This window comes from Pelotomaculum isophthalicicum JI (assembly GCF_029478095.1).
Classification (GTDB): Bacteria; Bacillota; Desulfotomaculia; order Desulfotomaculales; family Pelotomaculaceae; genus Pelotomaculum_D; species Pelotomaculum_D isophthalicicum.
Genome location: NZ_JAKOAV010000020.1, coordinates 47,786 through 65,037, shown reverse-complemented (window position 1 = coordinate 65,037; position 17,252 = coordinate 47,786). Strand labels below are relative to the sequence as shown.

General features: G+C 46.7%; 19 protein-coding genes and 1 riboswitch. All 19 genes read left to right on the top strand.

Annotation, left to right across the window (positions count from 1 at the left end; all coding sequences use genetic code 11):
- The first annotated feature begins 133 nt into the window (after positions 1-133).
- Positions 134-307, top strand: a riboswitch (cyclic di-AMP (ydaO/yuaA leader).
- A 6-nt stretch (positions 308-313) separates the two neighbouring features.
- Positions 314-919, top strand: coding sequence for a CAP domain-containing protein (locus L7E55_RS17595; protein WP_338091215.1), 606 nt, complete (start codon positions 314-316; stop codon positions 917-919).
- A gap of 206 nt (positions 920-1,125) precedes the next feature.
- Complete coding sequence (locus L7E55_RS11255) at positions 1,126-1,542, top strand: YmaF family protein (RefSeq protein WP_277444330.1); 417 nt, start codon at positions 1,126-1,128, stop codon at positions 1,540-1,542.
- Between the two features lie 167 nt (positions 1,543-1,709).
- The gene (locus L7E55_RS17745) at positions 1,710-1,916 is read left to right on the top strand and encodes a diguanylate cyclase domain-containing protein (protein ID WP_420852038.1); all 207 of its coding nucleotides are present in this window, start codon (positions 1,710-1,712) and stop codon (positions 1,914-1,916) included.
- 309 nt (positions 1,917-2,225) lie between these two features.
- Complete coding sequence (locus L7E55_RS11250; protein WP_277444329.1) at positions 2,226-2,351, top strand: spore coat associated protein CotJA; 126 nt, start codon at positions 2,226-2,228, stop codon at positions 2,349-2,351.
- 17 nt (positions 2,352-2,368) lie between these two features.
- Complete coding sequence (locus L7E55_RS11245; protein ID WP_277444328.1) at positions 2,369-2,692, top strand: spore coat protein CotJB; 324 nt, start codon at positions 2,369-2,371, stop codon at positions 2,690-2,692.
- A gap of 27 nt (positions 2,693-2,719) precedes the next feature.
- Positions 2,720-3,322, top strand: a complete 603-nt coding sequence (locus L7E55_RS11240) for a manganese catalase family protein (RefSeq protein ID WP_277444327.1) — start codon at positions 2,720-2,722, stop codon at positions 3,320-3,322.
- Positions 3,323-3,840: 518 nt separating this feature from the next.
- On the top strand, positions 3,841-4,668 hold the full coding sequence (locus L7E55_RS11235) for an ATP-dependent Clp protease proteolytic subunit (RefSeq protein ID WP_277444326.1): 828 nt from the start codon (positions 3,841-3,843) through the stop codon (positions 4,666-4,668).
- Positions 4,665-4,877, top strand: a complete 213-nt coding sequence (locus L7E55_RS11230; protein ID WP_277444325.1) for a YlzJ-like family protein — start codon at positions 4,665-4,667, stop codon at positions 4,875-4,877. Before L7E55_RS11235 ends, L7E55_RS11230 begins: the two co-directional genes overlap by 4 nt.
- A gap of 135 nt (positions 4,878-5,012) precedes the next feature.
- Positions 5,013-5,807 carry an undecaprenyl-diphosphate phosphatase gene (locus L7E55_RS11225; protein WP_277444324.1) on the top strand — a complete coding sequence of 265 codons (795 nt, stop codon included), beginning with the start codon at positions 5,013-5,015 and terminating at the stop codon, positions 5,805-5,807.
- A gap of 122 nt (positions 5,808-5,929) precedes the next feature.
- Positions 5,930-8,167 carry an FtsK/SpoIIIE family DNA translocase gene (locus tag L7E55_RS11220; protein WP_277444323.1) on the top strand — a complete coding sequence of 746 codons (2,238 nt, stop codon included), beginning with the start codon at positions 5,930-5,932 and terminating at the stop codon, positions 8,165-8,167.
- Between the two features lie 93 nt (positions 8,168-8,260).
- Positions 8,261-9,316, top strand: a complete 1,056-nt coding sequence (gene mnmH, locus L7E55_RS11215; protein WP_277444322.1) for a tRNA 2-selenouridine(34) synthase MnmH — start codon at positions 8,261-8,263, stop codon at positions 9,314-9,316.
- 48 nt (positions 9,317-9,364) lie between these two features.
- Complete coding sequence (locus tag L7E55_RS11210; RefSeq protein WP_277444321.1) at positions 9,365-10,117, top strand: helix-turn-helix domain-containing protein; 753 nt, start codon at positions 9,365-9,367, stop codon at positions 10,115-10,117.
- A gap of 85 nt (positions 10,118-10,202) precedes the next feature.
- Positions 10,203-11,330 (top strand): NAD(P)/FAD-dependent oxidoreductase, encoded by a 1,128-nt coding sequence (locus L7E55_RS11205; protein WP_277444320.1) that lies wholly within the window; start codon positions 10,203-10,205, stop codon positions 11,328-11,330.
- 353 nt (positions 11,331-11,683) lie between these two features.
- Entirely contained in the window at positions 11,684-13,096 is a 1,413-nt protein-coding gene (locus L7E55_RS11200; protein WP_277444319.1) for an ammonium transporter, read from the top strand.
- Positions 13,097-13,159: 63 nt separating this feature from the next.
- A complete protein-coding gene (locus tag L7E55_RS11195) occupies positions 13,160-13,498 on the top strand; it encodes a P-II family nitrogen regulator (RefSeq protein WP_277444318.1) in 339 nt (112 codons plus the stop codon).
- Positions 13,499-13,701: 203 nt separating this feature from the next.
- Positions 13,702-14,520: a nitrogenase iron protein gene (nifH, locus tag L7E55_RS11190; RefSeq protein WP_277444317.1), complete on the top strand. Its 819-nt coding sequence runs from the start codon at positions 13,702-13,704 to the stop codon at positions 14,518-14,520.
- A 354-nt stretch (positions 14,521-14,874) separates the two neighbouring features.
- Entirely contained in the window at positions 14,875-15,201 is a 327-nt protein-coding gene (locus L7E55_RS11185; RefSeq protein WP_277444316.1) for a P-II family nitrogen regulator, read from the top strand.
- Positions 15,202-15,213: 12 nt separating this feature from the next.
- Positions 15,214-15,594: a P-II family nitrogen regulator gene (locus L7E55_RS11180; protein ID WP_277444315.1), complete on the top strand. Its 381-nt coding sequence runs from the start codon at positions 15,214-15,216 to the stop codon at positions 15,592-15,594.
- A gap of 23 nt (positions 15,595-15,617) precedes the next feature.
- Positions 15,618-17,243: a nitrogenase molybdenum-iron protein alpha chain gene (gene nifD, locus L7E55_RS11175; protein WP_277444314.1), complete on the top strand. Its 1,626-nt coding sequence runs from the start codon at positions 15,618-15,620 to the stop codon at positions 17,241-17,243.
- The last annotated feature ends 9 nt before the right edge of the window (positions 17,244-17,252 follow it).

Below are 17,252 nucleotides of genomic sequence, written 5' to 3'. Positions count from 1 at the left end.
ACCATGGTTATATGATTCGATAAGTAGTACATTTAATATCAGCTATTCTAGTACCCTTAGAATAAACGCTAGTTTACGTTGGAATGGGGTTTTTGCACAAAAATATAAAAAAAGATATGATCATCAAATAATAGAATAATTCATGCCGAATCTCAGAAAATTTACCGCACTGGGAGCGGGGGAACCAAGTATCTGGGGTGAATCCCGAAATAGTCATAAAAGGTTGGAAAAACGTGACTTGATTTCGGATAGGGTATCTTTTACCGAACCCGTCAGCTAACCTCGCAGGCGCGAAAAGAAAGGGGAAATGTCTGTGTTTAAGAAGCTCTTAGTATGTTCTTTCGTTTTTGCCGTGTCGTTAATTATGTTTGTTAGCCCAAAAGCAGAAGCCGCCACAAATTACAATTTTAGCAACTTTCCAGGTTTAAATTCATTATATGGACAGAATTATAACCCAGTTCAAAGAACGAATCCGACACCTGTTTCAAAGCCGAGTCCAACTCCGGTTTCCACACCATCGTCCGTTTCCACATCAGGGCTGACCGCTGAAGAACAGCAACTGGTTAACCTTGTCAATCAGGAAAGGACAAAAATAAATTTACAGCCGCTCACGGTTGATACGAGACTAGTGAACGTGGCCAGGATGAAATCACAAGATATGATTAACAACAATTACTTCAGTCATCAGTCGCCAACTTATGGTTCTCCGTTTGACATGATGAAATCACAGGGTATAACCTATCGTTACGCTGGAGAAAACATCGCGGGCAACCAATCGGTTCAAGCGGCACATACAGCCCTAATGAACTCTTCCGGACATAGGGCCAATATATTAAATTCCAATTATAAATACATCGGTGTTGGTGTTGTCCACGGCGGGCCTTACGGAGAGATGATTACAGAGGAATTTACCGGTTAAATATAAAAAAACATAACCCGAGTAAGGTAAGACCTATAGTAGATGAAGAAACTTGTCAAAAAAGGACTTTGCGCCCGAACGCGAAGTCCTTTTTTGACAGATAAAGGATTTGAGAATATTAGATATGCGCTATAAAGTTATGTAGTAACAATAAGGCATCGGTTTTCCATATAATAAAATACTATAATAAGTTTGGAGGAGTTCTGATGCCGGAGAAAAATGACAGCGCGGCTACCGTATACGGCCCAATTACTGGTTCTGTTGCCCTAAAAAAGCCCCAAAATAATCCACAGACTCATGTGCATGAGTTTTTGGGCAGTACACAGTGTGCTCAAGAAAATGATGAAAGACATAAACACCGTTTTATTGGAGTGACAAGTGAAGTCATACCTGTAAAACTACCCAACGGACACTTCAGACATATACACGGCATATTAATAAACACAGATTTATTTGAAGGTCACCAACATGAAATAGTGATTGAGACTGGACCTGCAATACCTCTTGATGATGAAAAGCATGTACACTTGATTAAGGGAATCACTAAACTAAATGATGAGCACTCCCATAGTATTTTTTTTGCTACAACGATCGAAACTTATCTTATTGATTCTAGACCATAGAGCTTTAAATAATTCCAGTGCAATAGAGGAGTTGTGCAAAATAGTACGGTTATATTTTTTATGCTCGCAGGCCGCTCTTCTCTCCCCCAGGTACTGCCACCCCGGGGGAAAGAAGAGCGGCTTGCATGTAAACATATTCAGCTTCTTACAGATAACCTAGTGTCTTTTTGGTACCATTTTCAATAATTCAATCGCTTTATAAAGAGCTAAACCTATGGAAAAATATAGATGAGACTGTGAAAGAAATTGGAATTAGCTTCGGTACTGTCATTTGGAAACCGTCTGATTCGAAAACTATTATTAATTTAATAGAAGAAGCCGACCAAAGGATGTATCAGCAGAAAAAAAATAAAAATTACAGCAGACATAATTAAATGTATTGTATTTATCCTTTCCGTTATAAATTACAGTGCAGCAGTTTGCGCCCCCGGAATCCCCGGGGGGCTTTTGTTTAATGACAAATTAAAATTGGGAATAAGCGGGTAAAAAGATAAGGTTGTGTATACTGCCAAATACCACCAGGGACTACAGCGTGTGCATTAAGGTAATTCTTTCATAAGATAAAGTATCTATAATAAGGAGGTTTTTCTATGAGCTTCAATAAATATCTTCCCCCGTCAAATTATCCAACTGCCCCCAATATGCCAGGACTTCCAAATACGCTACCATACACAGGCGATACAATGCCGCCAATGCAACTAGCGCGCGCCTATGTTCCATGGCAAAAAATGGGGCAGGTCTTCAGTCCGGCGGAAGCTTTAGCCCACGGTACCATATTCCCTGAACTGGTATCGCCATACCCAGGTTAGATAGAGAGGTGAATCAAATGGACAATAAACAAGAAAAGACCCAGACTCAAAAAACAGACAAACATGAAGATAAGGCCAAAGCTGAAAACATGTATAATCAACAGGCGCAAATGCTTTTAAAAATACAAGAACTTGAGTTTACCGCTATTGAATTAAACTTATACCTGGATACACATCCGGATGACCAGCAGGCCCTGAGTTTATATAATTCGGTTGTGCCTCAGCTAAAAAAATGTATTGAGGCCTATGAACAATATTACGGTCCGCTATTTCCTTTCGGTATGGCTTCCAGTCAGCACCCTTGGCAGTGGATCAACTCCCCCTGGCCTTGGGATATGTAAATCTAGAATTAAGGAAGGGATTAATTAATGTGGGTTTATCAAAAAAAATTAGAATACCCGGTAAGGGTATCCGGTCCTAATCCCAAGTTGGCAAAAGTGATTATTACTCAATATGGCGGGCCGGACGGGGAATTGTCGGCCTCTTTACGGTACCTGAACCAAAGATACACCATGCCCACGGACAAGGCAAAAGGGTTGCTGACGGATATTGGCACTGAAGAGATGGCTCATATGGAAATTGTGGCAACTCTTTTTTACAAGCTGACCAGGGGAGTCAGCCCCCAGCAAATGCAGGCCGCCGGACTGGGCGGGCATTACGCCCAGCATGACACCGCCCTGTTCTGGAGCGACCCCAACGGCGTGCCCTGGATAGCCGCCTATGTAGCTGCCACAGGCGACCCGGTTGCTGATCTGACCGAAGATATGGATGCTGAGCAAAAGGCTAGGGCTACTTACGAGCATCTGATCCATTTAAGTGATGACCCTTGTGTCACTGATGTGCTTAAATTCCTAAGGCAGAGGGAGGTAGTACACTTTCAGCGCTTTGGCGAGACGCTGAACGATGTCCAGAGTTTCATGCGTGAAAAAAAGGTGTTTTTAAGTACGGGAAAGGATATTGTAGAACCGTAAGGATATTTGAGAGATTAAAGCGGCTGGCATTAAGATGACTGCAAACGGTGCTACCTGCTATTATCGCGTGTCAGAGTTTTAAAAGTGGAGACTCCCGTGAGGTAAGTGCCACACCTTATCATACGGCACCAATGAGGGCAAGGATCTCCTTAGCTTTATTGCGTTATCGGTGTGAGACGGAGCAGGGATTGGTGCGCGATCTCGTAAAGGATCGGGCGGGGTGGTTGCCGGAACGTGTTTGTGATTGAATAAACGGTGTAAAATATGCCAAAGCCAAGGAACTACTTACCCCTGGCTTATTCTTTTCTATCCTTCTTCTTAATGCTTTTAATCATTTTTAGTAAATAATTTCCATGGCACAACTTTTGTCCTCTGTCTTTGCAAGGGCCGTTATGTGACTTTGTGCTTTTATATTGATTATTTATCATGAATTTTTGGTGGTTACTTTTACTTCTTCCAAAGCATACTAAGAGATGAATGAATCAGAAAATTTCTAAGTATTGCGAGGAGTGAAGAAAATGACCACTGCCGGTTGTAAATCCGATTCGGGAATAATACCCGGCGATCCCGGTGTGCCTGAGCCCGATCCGGATGTATTGCCAGAACCTGAACGAAGGGATGAGCCTGAAAAAGAACCGAAACCCGGTAAGAGAGTGGCCGGCCAGACCAAAGGCGCGCTTGAATCGGTCAAGGAAATGGGCTCAACACCGATACCCGAGGTAAAAAGTAACATTCACTGCCTGACCATAGTAGGTCAGATTGAAGGCCATTTAGTGCTCCCGCCGCAGAATAAGACCACAAAATACGAACATATGATTCCACAGTTGGTGGCTTTGGAACAAGCTCCCGAGGTAAAAGGCATTTTAATTGTGCTTAATACGGTGGGGGGAGATGTGGAAGCGGGCTTAGCGATTGCAGAGATTATTGCCAGCATGTCCAAGCCTTCCGTATCTGTTGTACTGGGAGGCGGACATTCAATCGGCGTGCCGGTTGCGGTATCATGCACCTATAGCTTTATCGCTTCAACAGCAAGCATGACCATACACCCGATCCGTTTGAACGGCTTGGTAATCGGCGTTCCCCAGACTTATGAATATCTGGATAAGATGCAGGATCGGGTAGTGCGTTTCGTTACGGATCATTCGGACATAACGGAGGAGAAATTCCGCGAATTAATGTTTCGCACCGGGGAATTAGCCAGAGATATCGGGACGGTACTGATCGGCAAAGAAGCGGTGGATATCGGCTTGATTAACGAGGTGGGGGGTATCGGTGACGCGGTAAAAAAACTCAACGATTTAATTGAAACAAACGAAAATATGAAAAAAGAGGCGCCACTACAATGATTCTATATACTCCAATGCAGCTGGAATTGGTTTTGGAAGGTTTTGACGGGACAAAATACCCGGAGTATCAGGAAATTAACTACGACGGTGTTTCAATGCTGGTTGAAAATACGAGCAGCGGAAAGAAAAGAATAGTAAAACTTTTAAGCACAAATCCCTATGATTATTTGAAAACAAATTTGCAACCCGGAAGCTTAATCGAGTGTTAATCAAAAAAGGTTTTTACGGACAAAATGTGCTATGTTATAATACTCTGGTAAACGCTTAAAACGTATGGGGCAGCGTTGTTTTAGCGGGAGATTGCCATGTGCCTAGTGACGGGCGCTTATCAGGAGGGGATTTGGTTGACTGTTTTACAGGCGCTGGTACTGGGGATAGTCCAGGGGCTCGGAGAATTTCTTCCCATATCCAGTTCCGCCCATCTAGTCCTTGTACCTTGGGCTTTCAAGTGGCAGGATCCCGGGTTATCATTTGACGTGGCACTACATATGGGAACATTGGTGGCGGTGGTAGCCTTCTTTTGGAAGGACTGGGTGGTATTGATTGCTGATGGCTTAATGCGCAGACCTACCAGGGAAGGATCTTTGTTCTGGTATCTGGTTGTTGCCACAGTACCTGGCGCTGCATCCGGTTTTTTGTTTGAAAAACAGGCTGAAACTATTTTTAGAAATCCAATCTTGATTGGTATAATGCTTATTGTCATGGGTATGATTTTATACTGGGTTGACCGGAAAGCGGTAAGAAGGAAGCAGCTTTATGGGATCACTTTGACGGACAGCTTATTTATCGGTTTTTTACAAGCGTTGTCAATTATCCCTGGAGTATCCCGTTCGGGTATAACCATGACCGCGGGACGTTTCCGCGGGCTGACACGTGAAACCGCGGCTAGATTTTCATTTTTACTCTCGACGCCGATTATTTTCGGAGCGGGCATGGCAAAATTAATGGAATTATCCGCCGGGGATTTAAACGCGGCTTTTATCACCGGAATTGTCTCTTCGGCTGTGGTGGGCTTTATTTCAATTGGTTTTTTGCTGAGATATTTGACTGAGCGCAGCTTTGTTATATTTGTATGGTACCGTTTTATTGTGGGGTTTGCGGTGATTATCCTGGCGTTAGTCAGGACTGCCGGGGTCTAAATATTAGAGAAAGAACTTATATTGTTAAAAAGCCCTTATTTTTCGTGATATGGGCTTTTTTTTTGCGAATTGCAAGGACTTTTAGAGGCACCTATGGTATATTTATTTTAGGAGGGTAAATCATGGCAAATCAGGGCCAACTAAAGGAAGGATTAAAACACGAAATATCCGGGGTTATTTTGGTTGCGCTTGGCGTGCTCTGTATTGTCAGCCTTCTGTCGCAACCGTCTGGTTTTATAAGCGATTTCGCAGTGAAGATTTTAAAGAGTATCGCTGGTGAAGGATGCTACTTTTTCCCGCTATTACTGGTCCTGGCAGGGGGCAGGCTGGTGCGCAGGCGGGAGCAGACTGTGGTTTCACCGAGGATGTATGGGATATTGCTGATCTATCTCACTGTATTAACTTTTTTTCATCTGATTATCCCCCTGGAAGATTCCTTTAAGGCGGGGATCGCCGGAGACGGGGGCGGGTTGCTCGGAGCGCTGCTTAGTTATTTGATTAGAAAGTCTTTTGGAATGTTTGGCACTTATATCATCTTGATTACGGCCGGGCTTATCGCTTTATTGCTGTTGACAAACCTTTCCCTATGGTCATTGGCCCAGGTGTTTTCAGCTAAATTGAAAGAGGGGTCTCAAAAAGGTTTACGGGGAGTGGTAGACTACTTCTTTACTGAAGTTGAAGAGGATAGTGAACAAGCATTGCCGCCAACTCCTGTCATTATTGATCAGGGTGAGCGTGTAACAATGCAGGGAGCCCCGGTCGTTTCCGAACAACCTGTTGAAGGACAAGATCAGGAGGAAACGCAAGTCAAAAATAAAAAAGAGCCGGTAAAAGCGAAAAACGCTGCCGGCAAACAGGAGCCCGCCGAAGAAGAAACAGAACACGAACCAAATATAACGTTGGATTTTTTACCGGAAAATACATCCTACCGGTTGCCTCCGTTGACGATTCTTTCGAGGCCGTTCAGGCTGAAGAATAACCGGTTAAGTAAAGATATAAATGAAAATATCCGTAAGTTGGAAGAAACCTTGGACAGCTTCGGGATTAAGGCTAGAGTAATTCAAGTTTCCCGGGGTCCGGCCATTACCCGTTACGAAATCCAGCCGCCTTCCGGCGTCAAAGTCAGCCGGATTGTCAGTTTAGCTGACGATATCGCTTTGAGCATGGCGGCGCCGGGTGTGCGGATTGAGGCGCCTATACCCGGCAAAGCTGCCGTCGGCATAGAAATACCAAATAAGGAAACCTCCATGGTTCACTTGCGTGACCTGCTGGAAACGCAGGAATTCATTCAAGGCGGTTCAAAACTAACAATATCGTTGGGGAAAGACATTGCCGGCAACCCGGTTGTCGCGGATTTAGCCAAAATGCCCCATCTGCTGATCGCCGGCGCCACCGGCTCCGGTAAAAGTGTCTGCATCAACACTTTGATTGTCAGTATACTCTTTAAGGCAACACCTGAAGAAGTTAAATTCCTGATGATTGATCCGAAAATGGTGGAACTCGCCATGTACAATGGAATTCCACATTTGGTTTCACCTGTAGTGATTGAGCCGAAAAAAGCGGCCACATCCTTGAGGTGGGCCGTGAAGGAAATGGAACACCGCTATGAGTTGTTCGCCGCGGCTGGAGTGCGTGATATCACCCACTATAACCAATTGTTTAAGAATAAGGACCATGACCAGGATAATAAGCAGATGCCGCTGCCTTTAATGGTAGTGATCATTGACGAATTATCCGACCTGATGATGGTTGCCCCGGCGGATGTGGAGGACGCTGTTTGCCGTTTGGCGCAAATGGCCAGGGCTGCGGGCATACACCTGCTGGTTGCCACCCAGCGGCCGTCTGTGGACGTAATCACCGGTTTGATCAAGGCGAACATTCCTTCCCGCATCTCATTCGCGGTGTCTTCTCAAATTGACTCGCGCACAATTCTGGATATGGCCGGCGCGGAAAAGCTCCTTGGAAAGGGGGACATGCTCTTTTCGCCGGTAGGGGCTTCAAAGCCTTTACGCGTACAGGGCGCTTTTCTGTCTGACAAGGAAGTCGAGGATCTGGTTAATTACCTAAAAAAACAAGCTGAACCCGTATATAATGATAAGATCTTGCATGATGAGCCGGCGAAAGAGGCTATTCCTGAAATTGAGGACGAGCTTTTGCCCCAGGCAGTGCAAATTCTTATTGAAAGCGGCCACGCTTCCATCTCGCTGCTGCAAAGAAGGCTGCACATCGGATATGCCAGGGCGGCCAGATTAATTGACATGATGGAAAAGAAAGGGATCGTTGGTGGCTATGAAGGTAGTAAGCCCAGAGCTATACTGATGACTTTAGAACAATTTAACCAGATGTTCAGGAAAAGTTAGAATAAAATATGTTTCGTTGACACTACCCTCACCTTGTGTTATATATTTGGGGTAATAGGAAACGCTATATCAGGGTGAGTTGGAGCAAATAAATTGTTTAAAGACATCACATTAGAAGAAGCTCTTGAACTGGACGAAGCTTTGTTGGTTGACGTGCGGTCAGAGAATGAATACTTGACAGATACCATACCGGGTGCTGTAAACATACCTGTATTAAATAATGAGGAACGGGCGGCGGTAGGATTAACCTACCACAGAGACGGCACGGAGCAGGCCGTCAGGTTGGGTTTGGAATTGGTCTCGCCGAAACTCGGTGACAAACTGTCTGCGGTTGACAAGCTGTCTCGCGGCAGAAAAGTCGTAGTTTTTTGCTGGCGTGGAGGGCAGCGCAGCGAGTTGATGGCCTTGTTTTTAGATACCGCTGGTTATCCGGTTTACCGTATTGCAGGTGGTTATAAAGCTTACCGCAGTTATGTAAACGAATACCTGAGTCAGCAAAAACTACCTTTAAGAGCAGTCGTCTTGCACGGTTTAACAGGCGTGGGGAAAACAGATGTACTTAACAGTCTTGCTCAAAAAGGGGTGCCCGTGCTGGATCTGGAAGGATTGGCCCGGCACCGCGGGTCGGTCTACGGCAAGATCGGTTTGCCCCCTTCCCCGTCTCAGAAGGCTTTTGAAGGCCATATTGTGCAGTTGTTAAAAAAAGCCTGCGGTAGAGGTTTCTTTGTGGTCGAGTGTGAGAGCCGCCGGGTGGGCAATTTGTTTGTGCCGCCTCTGGTGATGGAATTCATCCGTCACGGCGAAAGAATTCTACTTTATACATCCATTGAAAACAGGATAAAAAGAATTCGGGAAGTGTACGCCGGCGGGCCGGGTTCAAGTGTGATTGAATTGCAGAGGGCGACCTCTTCCCTGGTGAAAAGGCTGGGGCGGGCCCGGGTGGAAGAATTAAACCAGCTGTTGGCGGAAAAAAATTTCGACCATGTCATTTCTTTCATGTTGAAATATCATTACGACCCGTTATACAATTACCCGGATAGTCCCGGCGCCGGTTATGATTTATGTGTGGATACCGCCGACATGGAAAACGCGGTTAAAATCATTTGCGAATTTGTAACAGACTTGCCGTTACATGAGTCGCTGCAGTAGCATCTTTGCGCGGTGGACAAACAGTTTGGGTGGGGAGGTGCATAGCTTGTGGAAATAGGGAAAAGGTTGAAAGAAGCCAGGGAAGGCAAAGGCTTAACCCTGGAGGCTGTTGAAGAGGAAACCAAAATACGCCGCAAGTATATTCGCGCGCTGGAAGAAGAGCAATTTCAAGTTCTCCCCGGGTCAGTTTATGCGAAAGCTTTTTTAAGGACCTACACGCGGTTTCTTGGTATTGACGCGGAAGATGTTTTCGAAAATTTCAACGGTTTATTTACGGAGGCTCCTACAGAATCGTCGGACATGTATTTTGAAGAGGAGAGTAAAGCCGGAGTTCCCCGTAAATCCCGTTCCCGCCTCTTTCTCACGATAGCCGCTGTTATTGTCGGTATGGTTGTTCTGGCTTTATTTGCCAATGGATTAAAAGACAAGGGCAACACGTCAGGCAACAACATGGCGTCTAACAACAGCGGGAATGCTGTTACGAGCGAACAGACGGCGCCTCCTGTCAATCAGCAACCCCCGGTTGTGCAGCAACAGCCGGCTGCTTCCTCCATGGTTAAACTTGACCTTAACGTCAAGAATAGCAACTGCTGGATGAGTGTTACCGTAGACGGGAGACAGGCTTTTGAGGGGACTTTGATTCCCGGTCAGTCAAAACACTTTGAAGGAAAAGATAAAATTAATGTCACTCTTGGTAACGCCGGAGCGGTTGAAGCCTCGCTAAACGGTCAAAATCTCGGTTTAATGGGTAGCCCCGGAGATGTTGTTGACCGCGAATTTAAGGTGCAGCCCAATGGTTAAAAAACAGTAGTCAGTATATTCAGTAGTCAGTAGTCAGTAGTCAGTAGTCAGTAGAACAACTAACTATTAAAAGGCTAAGATAAAAATGAATGAAGTAGCAGACGTAACCATTATTGGAGCCGGTGTGATCGGAGCGGCTATCGCAGCAAAGGTGGCCCAAGAAAGCCGGCAGGTTTACGTTATTGAAAAAAATGAATCATTCGGCATGGAAACCAGCAGCAGGAACAGCCAGGTTATCCATGCAGGTTTGTACTATCCCGAGAATTCTTTGAAAGCAAAAACCTGTGTGGAGGGAAACAAACTCCTTTATGACCTGTGCCGGCGCTTTGCGATCGGACATAGAAATACCGGCAAGATAATTGTAGCGGTGGATTCGTTTGAGTGTGACGCTTTGGAAGATTTGTTGAATAAGGGCAGGAAAAATGGCGTAGAAGATTTACGGTTGCTGTCAAGGCGTGAATTGCAGTCTTTGGAGCCAAACATTGCCGGTGTAGCCGCCCTCTTATCGCCGTCAACCGGAATTCTCAACGTACATGAATTGATCAAAATGTTTTTGAATCAAGCTAAAGAGTTGGGAGCACAGGTAGTATACAAGTCGGAAGTAACCGGCGTTGAAAAAGACAACGCTCTCTATCAGATTGAAGTTGACAGTTCCGGGGAGAAGTTTTTATTTGAAACCCGGGTTGTGATCAATAGCGCTGGTTTACACGCGGATGAGGTAGCCCGTATGGCTGGTATCGACATTGCTGGGGCGGGTTATACTTTGTATTACTGTAAAGGAGAATACTACAGTGTTTCATGGGGAAAAAGCAGGTTGATCGACCGGCTGGTATACCCGGTGCCGCCGGCCAAGCTGACTGGCGTCGGAGTACATGTGACCCTGGATCTGGACGGCAGGATACGGCTAGGCCCGAGCGCGCAATATATAGACGAAATCGACTATCATATAGACGACTCGAACAAGCGGCAATTTTACGCGGAAGCAAAAAAACTGCTTCCGTTTCTGGACTATGATGATATAGAGCCAGAGATGGTGGGAATAAGGCCAAAGCTGCAAAAACCGGGGGAAGGGCAAAAAGATTTTATCATCCGGCACGAGACTGACCGTGGCTTACCCGGGTTGATCAATCTTATCGGGATAGAATCACCCGGAATCACCGCTTCTCCGGCGATCGCCGATATAGTAAGCGATATGGTGAAACAGATACTGTGAATATCGGTATACAATATTCTTGAGGTTATATTTGATAATATATATTGACAAGTAAAATGAACTAATCTAGAATACTTGTTAATAAGAGTTTTTGATACGAAGCAGTATCAAACTGGCGAAGACGCTTTTTGGGAGTAAATTCCTGAAAAGCTTTTTTGTTAGGGTTATAAAGACGTAACTTGATAGGGCAGTGACGCTCTTGCACAGGAAATTATCCTGCGGTAAGAGCGTTTTCTGTTATAAGGGAACCAGAAAACAAGCGTAGGCTTCCGAAATGAGGCGCCAAGTCCGGGGCTACGCCGTCAAGCGGTTCTCAATGAGTAAAAGGAACTAGTTTTAAGGAGGCTGAAAAAATGACAAAATTGTACTTGCGTCTTGTAATGATACTTACGACAATTTTTATGGCAATACCAGCCTTAGCCTGGGCTGACGATACTACGGAAGCTGTTGTGGAAAATACCATTAGCGCGGGCGATACTGCATTTGTATTAATATCAGCCGCTCTGGTGATGCTGATGACCTTGCCCGGCCTGGCCTTGTTCTACGGGGGCTTGTCCCGCAAGAAGAATGTTCTCAGCACGATCATGTACAGCTTTTTTGCAATGATAGTAATCAGTATTCAGTGGGCGCTTTACGGTTACAGCTTATCTTTTGGACCGGACGTGCACCATATCATCGGCAGCCTTGACTGGATCGGATTAAAAAACGTCGGACTTGACGCGAACCCGGATTACTCAGCGACGATTCCCCACCAGGCGTTCATGGTCTTTCAGATGATGTTCGCGGTGATTACCCCGGCTTTAATATCAGGTGCCTTCGCGGAAAGGATGCGCTTTCCGGCCTTTCTGGCATTCCTGATTCTCTGGGCGACTTTCATTTACGACCCGGTAGCGCACTGGGTGTGGGGTGTAAACGGTTGGCTGCGCAACCTTGGCGCTTTAGACTTCGCGGGTGGTACCGTAGTCCACATTATTTCCGGTGTTTCCGGTTTGGTTGCGTGTATAGTTCTGGGCAAGCGCAAGGGGCACGGCAGTGTGCCGATGATTCCGCACAACCTGCCTTTCACAGTAATTGGCGCAGCCCTGCTGTGGTTTGGCTGGTTCGGTTTTAACGCCGGCAGCGCCCTAGGCGCCAACGGCCTGGCCGCGAGCGCTTTCGTTGTGACTCACCTGGCTACGGCGGCGGCGGCACTGTCCTGGGTAATTTCAGAATGGATTCATCACGGCAAGCCAACCACCCTCGGCGCAGCTTCAGGCGCGGTAGCCGGTCTGGTGGCCATCACACCCGCTTCCGGTTTTGTAGAGCCGATGTCGGCAATCATCATCGGACTGGTAGCCGGCATGCTCTGCTACCTGGCGGTAGGTGTGGTCAAGGCGAAGCTCCGTTACGACGACTCGCTTGACGCCTTTGGCGTGCACGGTATCGGCGGTACCTGGGGCGCCCTGGCGACCGGGTTGTTCGCCACCAAGGCAGTCAACCCACTCGGCAATGACGGGCTCTTTTACGGCAACCCCGAGCAGTTAGGTATCCAGCTAATCGCAACAGCTTCAAGCTGGGCTGTGGCGATAATCGGCACTTACGTCATCCTGAAAGTTGTTGACGTGTTTGTCAAGTTGCGTGCGACAGATGAAGAGCAGGAGTCCGGCATGGATATATCCCAGCACGGAGAGGACGCATACACCGATTTTGTTCTTTCAGCATCCATGAATATGCCTGGGTTTTCAGAGGTAAAGGAACGTTCAACTGTAGTAAAGCCTGTTATGTGACCAGTGTGAATAGCGGACAATAAATATATTCTATCGTAGAAAAACAAAGGGGGAGAAATAACCTTGACCAAAATTGAATGTATCCTTCGTCCGGGTAAGCTTGAGGACGTCAAGGAAGCCGTAAACAAATACGGTATTCACGGGATGACCGTGACCCAGGTGATTGGTTGTGGGCTTCAGAAAGGCCGTACCGAAGTATACCGCGGCGCCGAATACAGTATTAACCTGTTGCCGAAGATTAAGTTGGAGATGGTTATACCTGATGAAGACGTAGCTGAAGTATTGAAGATAATTACGGAAGTCGCCCGTACCGGTGAGATAGGTGACGGCAAGATCTTTACGTATAAGATTGATGATGCGATTCGGATCAGAACCGGTGAAAAAGGTGATGATGCTATCTAGTTAACAAGTCTATATGAAATTATGTTGAAAAATTGCTTAGCAATGGAGCGGCAGGATTCAACATCGCAATACTAAGATGAAAATATCTGAACACAGTGTGTGTTTATTTACACGGCAGTGATAAAAAATTGGCAAGGACGCCTATTCCCATAAAGGGAGGCGTCCTTTTTATTGCCAAAAACAGGTGGTTAGGAGGAAGGATTATGAGGAAGATAGCAATTTACGGCAAGGGTGGCATCGGCAAGTCTACGACCACCCAGAACACAGTGGCGGCTCTTGCAGAGAGCGGAAAAAAAGTGCTGGTGGTGGGATGCGATCCCAAGGCCGATTCCGGCAGATTACTCCTTCATGGGTTGAACCAAAGGACGGTCCTGGATACCCTGCGGGAAGAAGGTGAAGATATCGATATGGAGGACATCATGCGGGAAGGGTTTGGAGATACCAGATGTGTGGAATCCGGTGGGCCTGAGCCGGGCGTCGGCTGTGCCGGCAGGGGGATCATCACCTCCATCAATTTGCTGGAGTCACTGGGAGCTTTTACGGAAGATTTGGACTACGTCTTTTATGATGTGCTTGGTGACGTTGTTTGCGGTGGATTTGCCATGCCGATTCGTGAAGGTAAAGCCAAAGAGATCTATATCGTGGCTTCCGGTGAAATGATGGCATTGTACGCCGCCAACAATATTAGCAAAGGTATCAGGAAATTTGCCACCACCGGCGAGGTAAGGCTGGGCGGCATCATCTGCAACAGCCGTAAAGTGGATAACGAATACGATCTTTTAGAGGCTTTCGCCAAAGAACTCGGCTCTCAACTCGTTCATTTTGTGCCAAGAGACAATCTAGTGCAGCGGGCGGAGATTAACAAGAAAACTGTAATTGATTTTGACCCGGCCGCAGACCAGGCAAACGAATACAGGAAGCTGGCCCAAAAAATCGACGGCAACGATATGTTTGTAATTCCCGAGCCTATGACCCAAGACCGGCTTGAAGAGATATTGATGGAGCATGGCATCATGGATTGAGTCTTTAGGGAAATAAAGTTTACTCAGAAGAACTGGAGTGGCGCTTGCCAACGGGCTCATATTCGCCCCTTAAAAATGTTCGAGTTCGTTCACCTTCGGGCGAAGGTCTTGCTCGCTCGCTTCACTCGCTCAAACAGTTCCCTCGCTTGTCCTCAGGTTCACTCGCTCTTTGAATTAGGGCTTAAAATCGCCCTAATGGCAAGCGCCACTCCAACCTGAGCAAACTTTATTATAAATAAACTGTAGCTACTCAGGAGTAAAGAGAAAGAATGAGAATGGTTTACCGTATCGAAACATTCTGACTACTGACTGCTGAATTCTGAATACTTGAATTTAAAAGAAGGAGTGACCGCCATGATAATGATCAGGGCTATTGTCAGGCCTGAAAAAACCAACACTATTTTGGCAGAGCTGAACAGCGCGGGTTTTCCCGCCGTAACCAAGATGGATGTGGTCGGGCGCGGCAAGCAAAGAGGTGTTAGGGTTGGGGAAGTTGTTTACGACGAAATTCCAAAAGAGTTATTGATGCTGGTTGTGAGGGACGAAGATAAGGAGGATGTAATCAGCATTGTATCAAGATACGCCAAGACTGGGGAAAAGGGAGCTTTCGGCGATGGCAAAATCTTTGTCAGCCCGGTGGAAGAGGCATACACAATCAGCAGCGGCACGAAGGGCTTGTAAGGGGTGACCATAATGAAAGAAATCATAGCTATTATTCGTATGAATAAGGTCAATGAGACCAAAAAAGCACTGGCCGATGACGGGATTTGCGGATTGCACGCGATGAAGGTGATGGGACGGGGTAAAATGCAGGTTAACTTTTCCGTGCTGGACAGTTTGGGCGCCCAGGAAGAGATTGGCGGCATCCTGGCAGACGGCCTGGCTAAAGGAAGCAGACTCATTCCCAAACGTTTATTAACCATTTTCGCCAAAGACAGCGAGGTAAATAAAGTGGTGGATATGATCATTAAAGTTAACAAAGCGGGAAATAAAGGCGATGGTAAAATCTTCGTGGCGCCGGCTCTAGACGCTGTCACGGTCAGGACCGGCGAACGGGGCGAAGCGGCGGTTTAGAAGCGGTAAAGGGGGTAGTATTTATGGCTGTTAATGAGAGGGTTTTGGATGAAATTCTAAATTCATATCCGGCTAAAGTAAAGAGGACGCGCAAGAAGCACATTCTGCTCCGGGATTCCTCACTGGCTCACCAGGAGATCGAAGCCAACACCCGCACCGTCCCGGGCATCATGACAAATCGCGGCTGTGCCTTCGCCGGCTGCAAGGGAGTGGTTCTGGGCCCGTTAAAGGACATGGTGCACATTGTCCACGGTCCCATCGGGTGCGCTTATTACAGCTGGTTAACGCGCCGGAACAAGGCAATACCTAAAGAGCCGGGAAAAAACTATCTAACTTACTGTGTATCAACCGATATGCAGGAAAGCGACATTGTATTCGGCGGCGAGAAGAAATTGGCCAGAATGATTGATGAAGTCGTGGAAGTACTCAAGCCTAACGCCATTACTATTTCCGCCACTTGCCCAGTGGGATTGATTGGTGACGACATCCAGGCTGTGGCCAGGGCGGCGCAGCAAAAACACGGCCTGAACATTACCGCGTACAATTGTGAGGGTTATAAAGGTGTCAGCCAGTCCGCCGGACACCACATCGCCAATAACGGGTTGATGGAATTGGTCGTCGGTCAAGGGGACTGGGAGGAACCACCCGCTAAATATACCATCAACATGTTGGGCGAATACAACATTGGCGGCGACAGCTGGGAGATTGAGAGAGTCTTAAATGAAATCGGCTACCACGTTCAGGCGGTAATGACCGGCAACGGCTCTTATGAGGACTTGAAAAACGCCCACGTAGCTGAATTAAACCTGGTCCAGTGCCACCGCTCGATTAATTACATTGCCGACATGCTGGAAAAGAAATACGGTACGCCATGGCTTAAGGTGAACTTTATCGGCATCCGGGCTACCTGCGAGTCGCTGCGCAATATGGCTCTCTACTTCGGTGACGAAGATTTAATCAAGAAGACTGAAGAAGTCATTGCCAGAGAACTGGCGGAAACTGAGCGGCAGCTTGAGCCATATCAAAAGATTTGCGCTGGGAAAACAACTTTTTGTTTCGTAGGGGGGTCCCGCGGCCACCATTACCAGGGGCTATATGAGGAAATTGGCATTGAAACAACGCTGGCCGGTTATGAATTTGCCCACCGCGACGATTATGAAGGGCGGGATGTTCTTCCAAATATCAAGCCGGACGCGGACAGCAAAAATATTCCTGAGCTGCATGTCGTCCCGGACGAGCGCCGTTACCGCTTAAAGTTGTCCAATGAGAGAACAGAGGAGTTAAAGGATAAGATTCCACTGAGCCATTATAAGGGAATGAATATGACGATGAAGGATGGCAGCCTCATAGTTGACGACATGAACCATTACGAAACCGAGGAATTTATCAGGACCATGAAGCCGGATATTTTTTCATCGGGTATTAAAGATAAATATGTGCCTCATAAAATGGGCATCCCGGCCAAGCAACTGCACAATTATGACTATAGCGGCCCTTATGCCGGGTTTAAAGGGGCTGTGAACTTTGCCCGGGACATCAGCATGAGCTTCACGACGCCGACCTGGAATTTTATAGAACCGCCGTGGAAAAACAAGCCGTTGCTGGAAGGTACCATTGAGAAGCCCGCTAAGAACAGTAGTGCCGACTAGGAAGGAGAA

Coding starts and splice junctions, on each gene's coding strand:
- L7E55_RS11255 (WP_277444330.1), top strand. CDS start 1,126: ATGCCGGAGAAAAATGACAGCGCGGCTACCGTATACGGCCCAATTACT.
- L7E55_RS11250 (WP_277444329.1), top strand. CDS start 2,226: ATGCCGCCAATGCAACTAGCGCGCGCCTATGTTCCATGGCAAAAAATG.
- L7E55_RS11245 (WP_277444328.1), top strand. CDS start 2,369: ATGGACAATAAACAAGAAAAGACCCAGACTCAAAAAACAGACAAACAT.
- L7E55_RS11240 (WP_277444327.1), top strand. CDS start 2,720: ATGTGGGTTTATCAAAAAAAATTAGAATACCCGGTAAGGGTATCCGGT.
- L7E55_RS11235 (WP_277444326.1), top strand. CDS start 3,841: ATGACCACTGCCGGTTGTAAATCCGATTCGGGAATAATACCCGGCGAT.
- L7E55_RS11230 (WP_277444325.1), top strand. CDS start 4,665: ATGATTCTATATACTCCAATGCAGCTGGAATTGGTTTTGGAAGGTTTT.
- L7E55_RS11220 (WP_277444323.1), top strand. CDS start 5,930: ATGGCAAATCAGGGCCAACTAAAGGAAGGATTAAAACACGAAATATCC.
- L7E55_RS11205 (WP_277444320.1), top strand. CDS start 10,203: ATGAATGAAGTAGCAGACGTAACCATTATTGGAGCCGGTGTGATCGGA.
- L7E55_RS11200 (WP_277444319.1), top strand. CDS start 11,684: ATGACAAAATTGTACTTGCGTCTTGTAATGATACTTACGACAATTTTT.
- nifH (WP_277444317.1), top strand. CDS start 13,702: ATGAGGAAGATAGCAATTTACGGCAAGGGTGGCATCGGCAAGTCTACG.
- L7E55_RS11185 (WP_277444316.1), top strand. CDS start 14,875: ATGATAATGATCAGGGCTATTGTCAGGCCTGAAAAAACCAACACTATT.
- L7E55_RS11180 (WP_277444315.1), top strand. CDS start 15,214: ATGAAAGAAATCATAGCTATTATTCGTATGAATAAGGTCAATGAGACC.
- nifD (WP_277444314.1), top strand. CDS start 15,618: ATGGCTGTTAATGAGAGGGTTTTGGATGAAATTCTAAATTCATATCCG.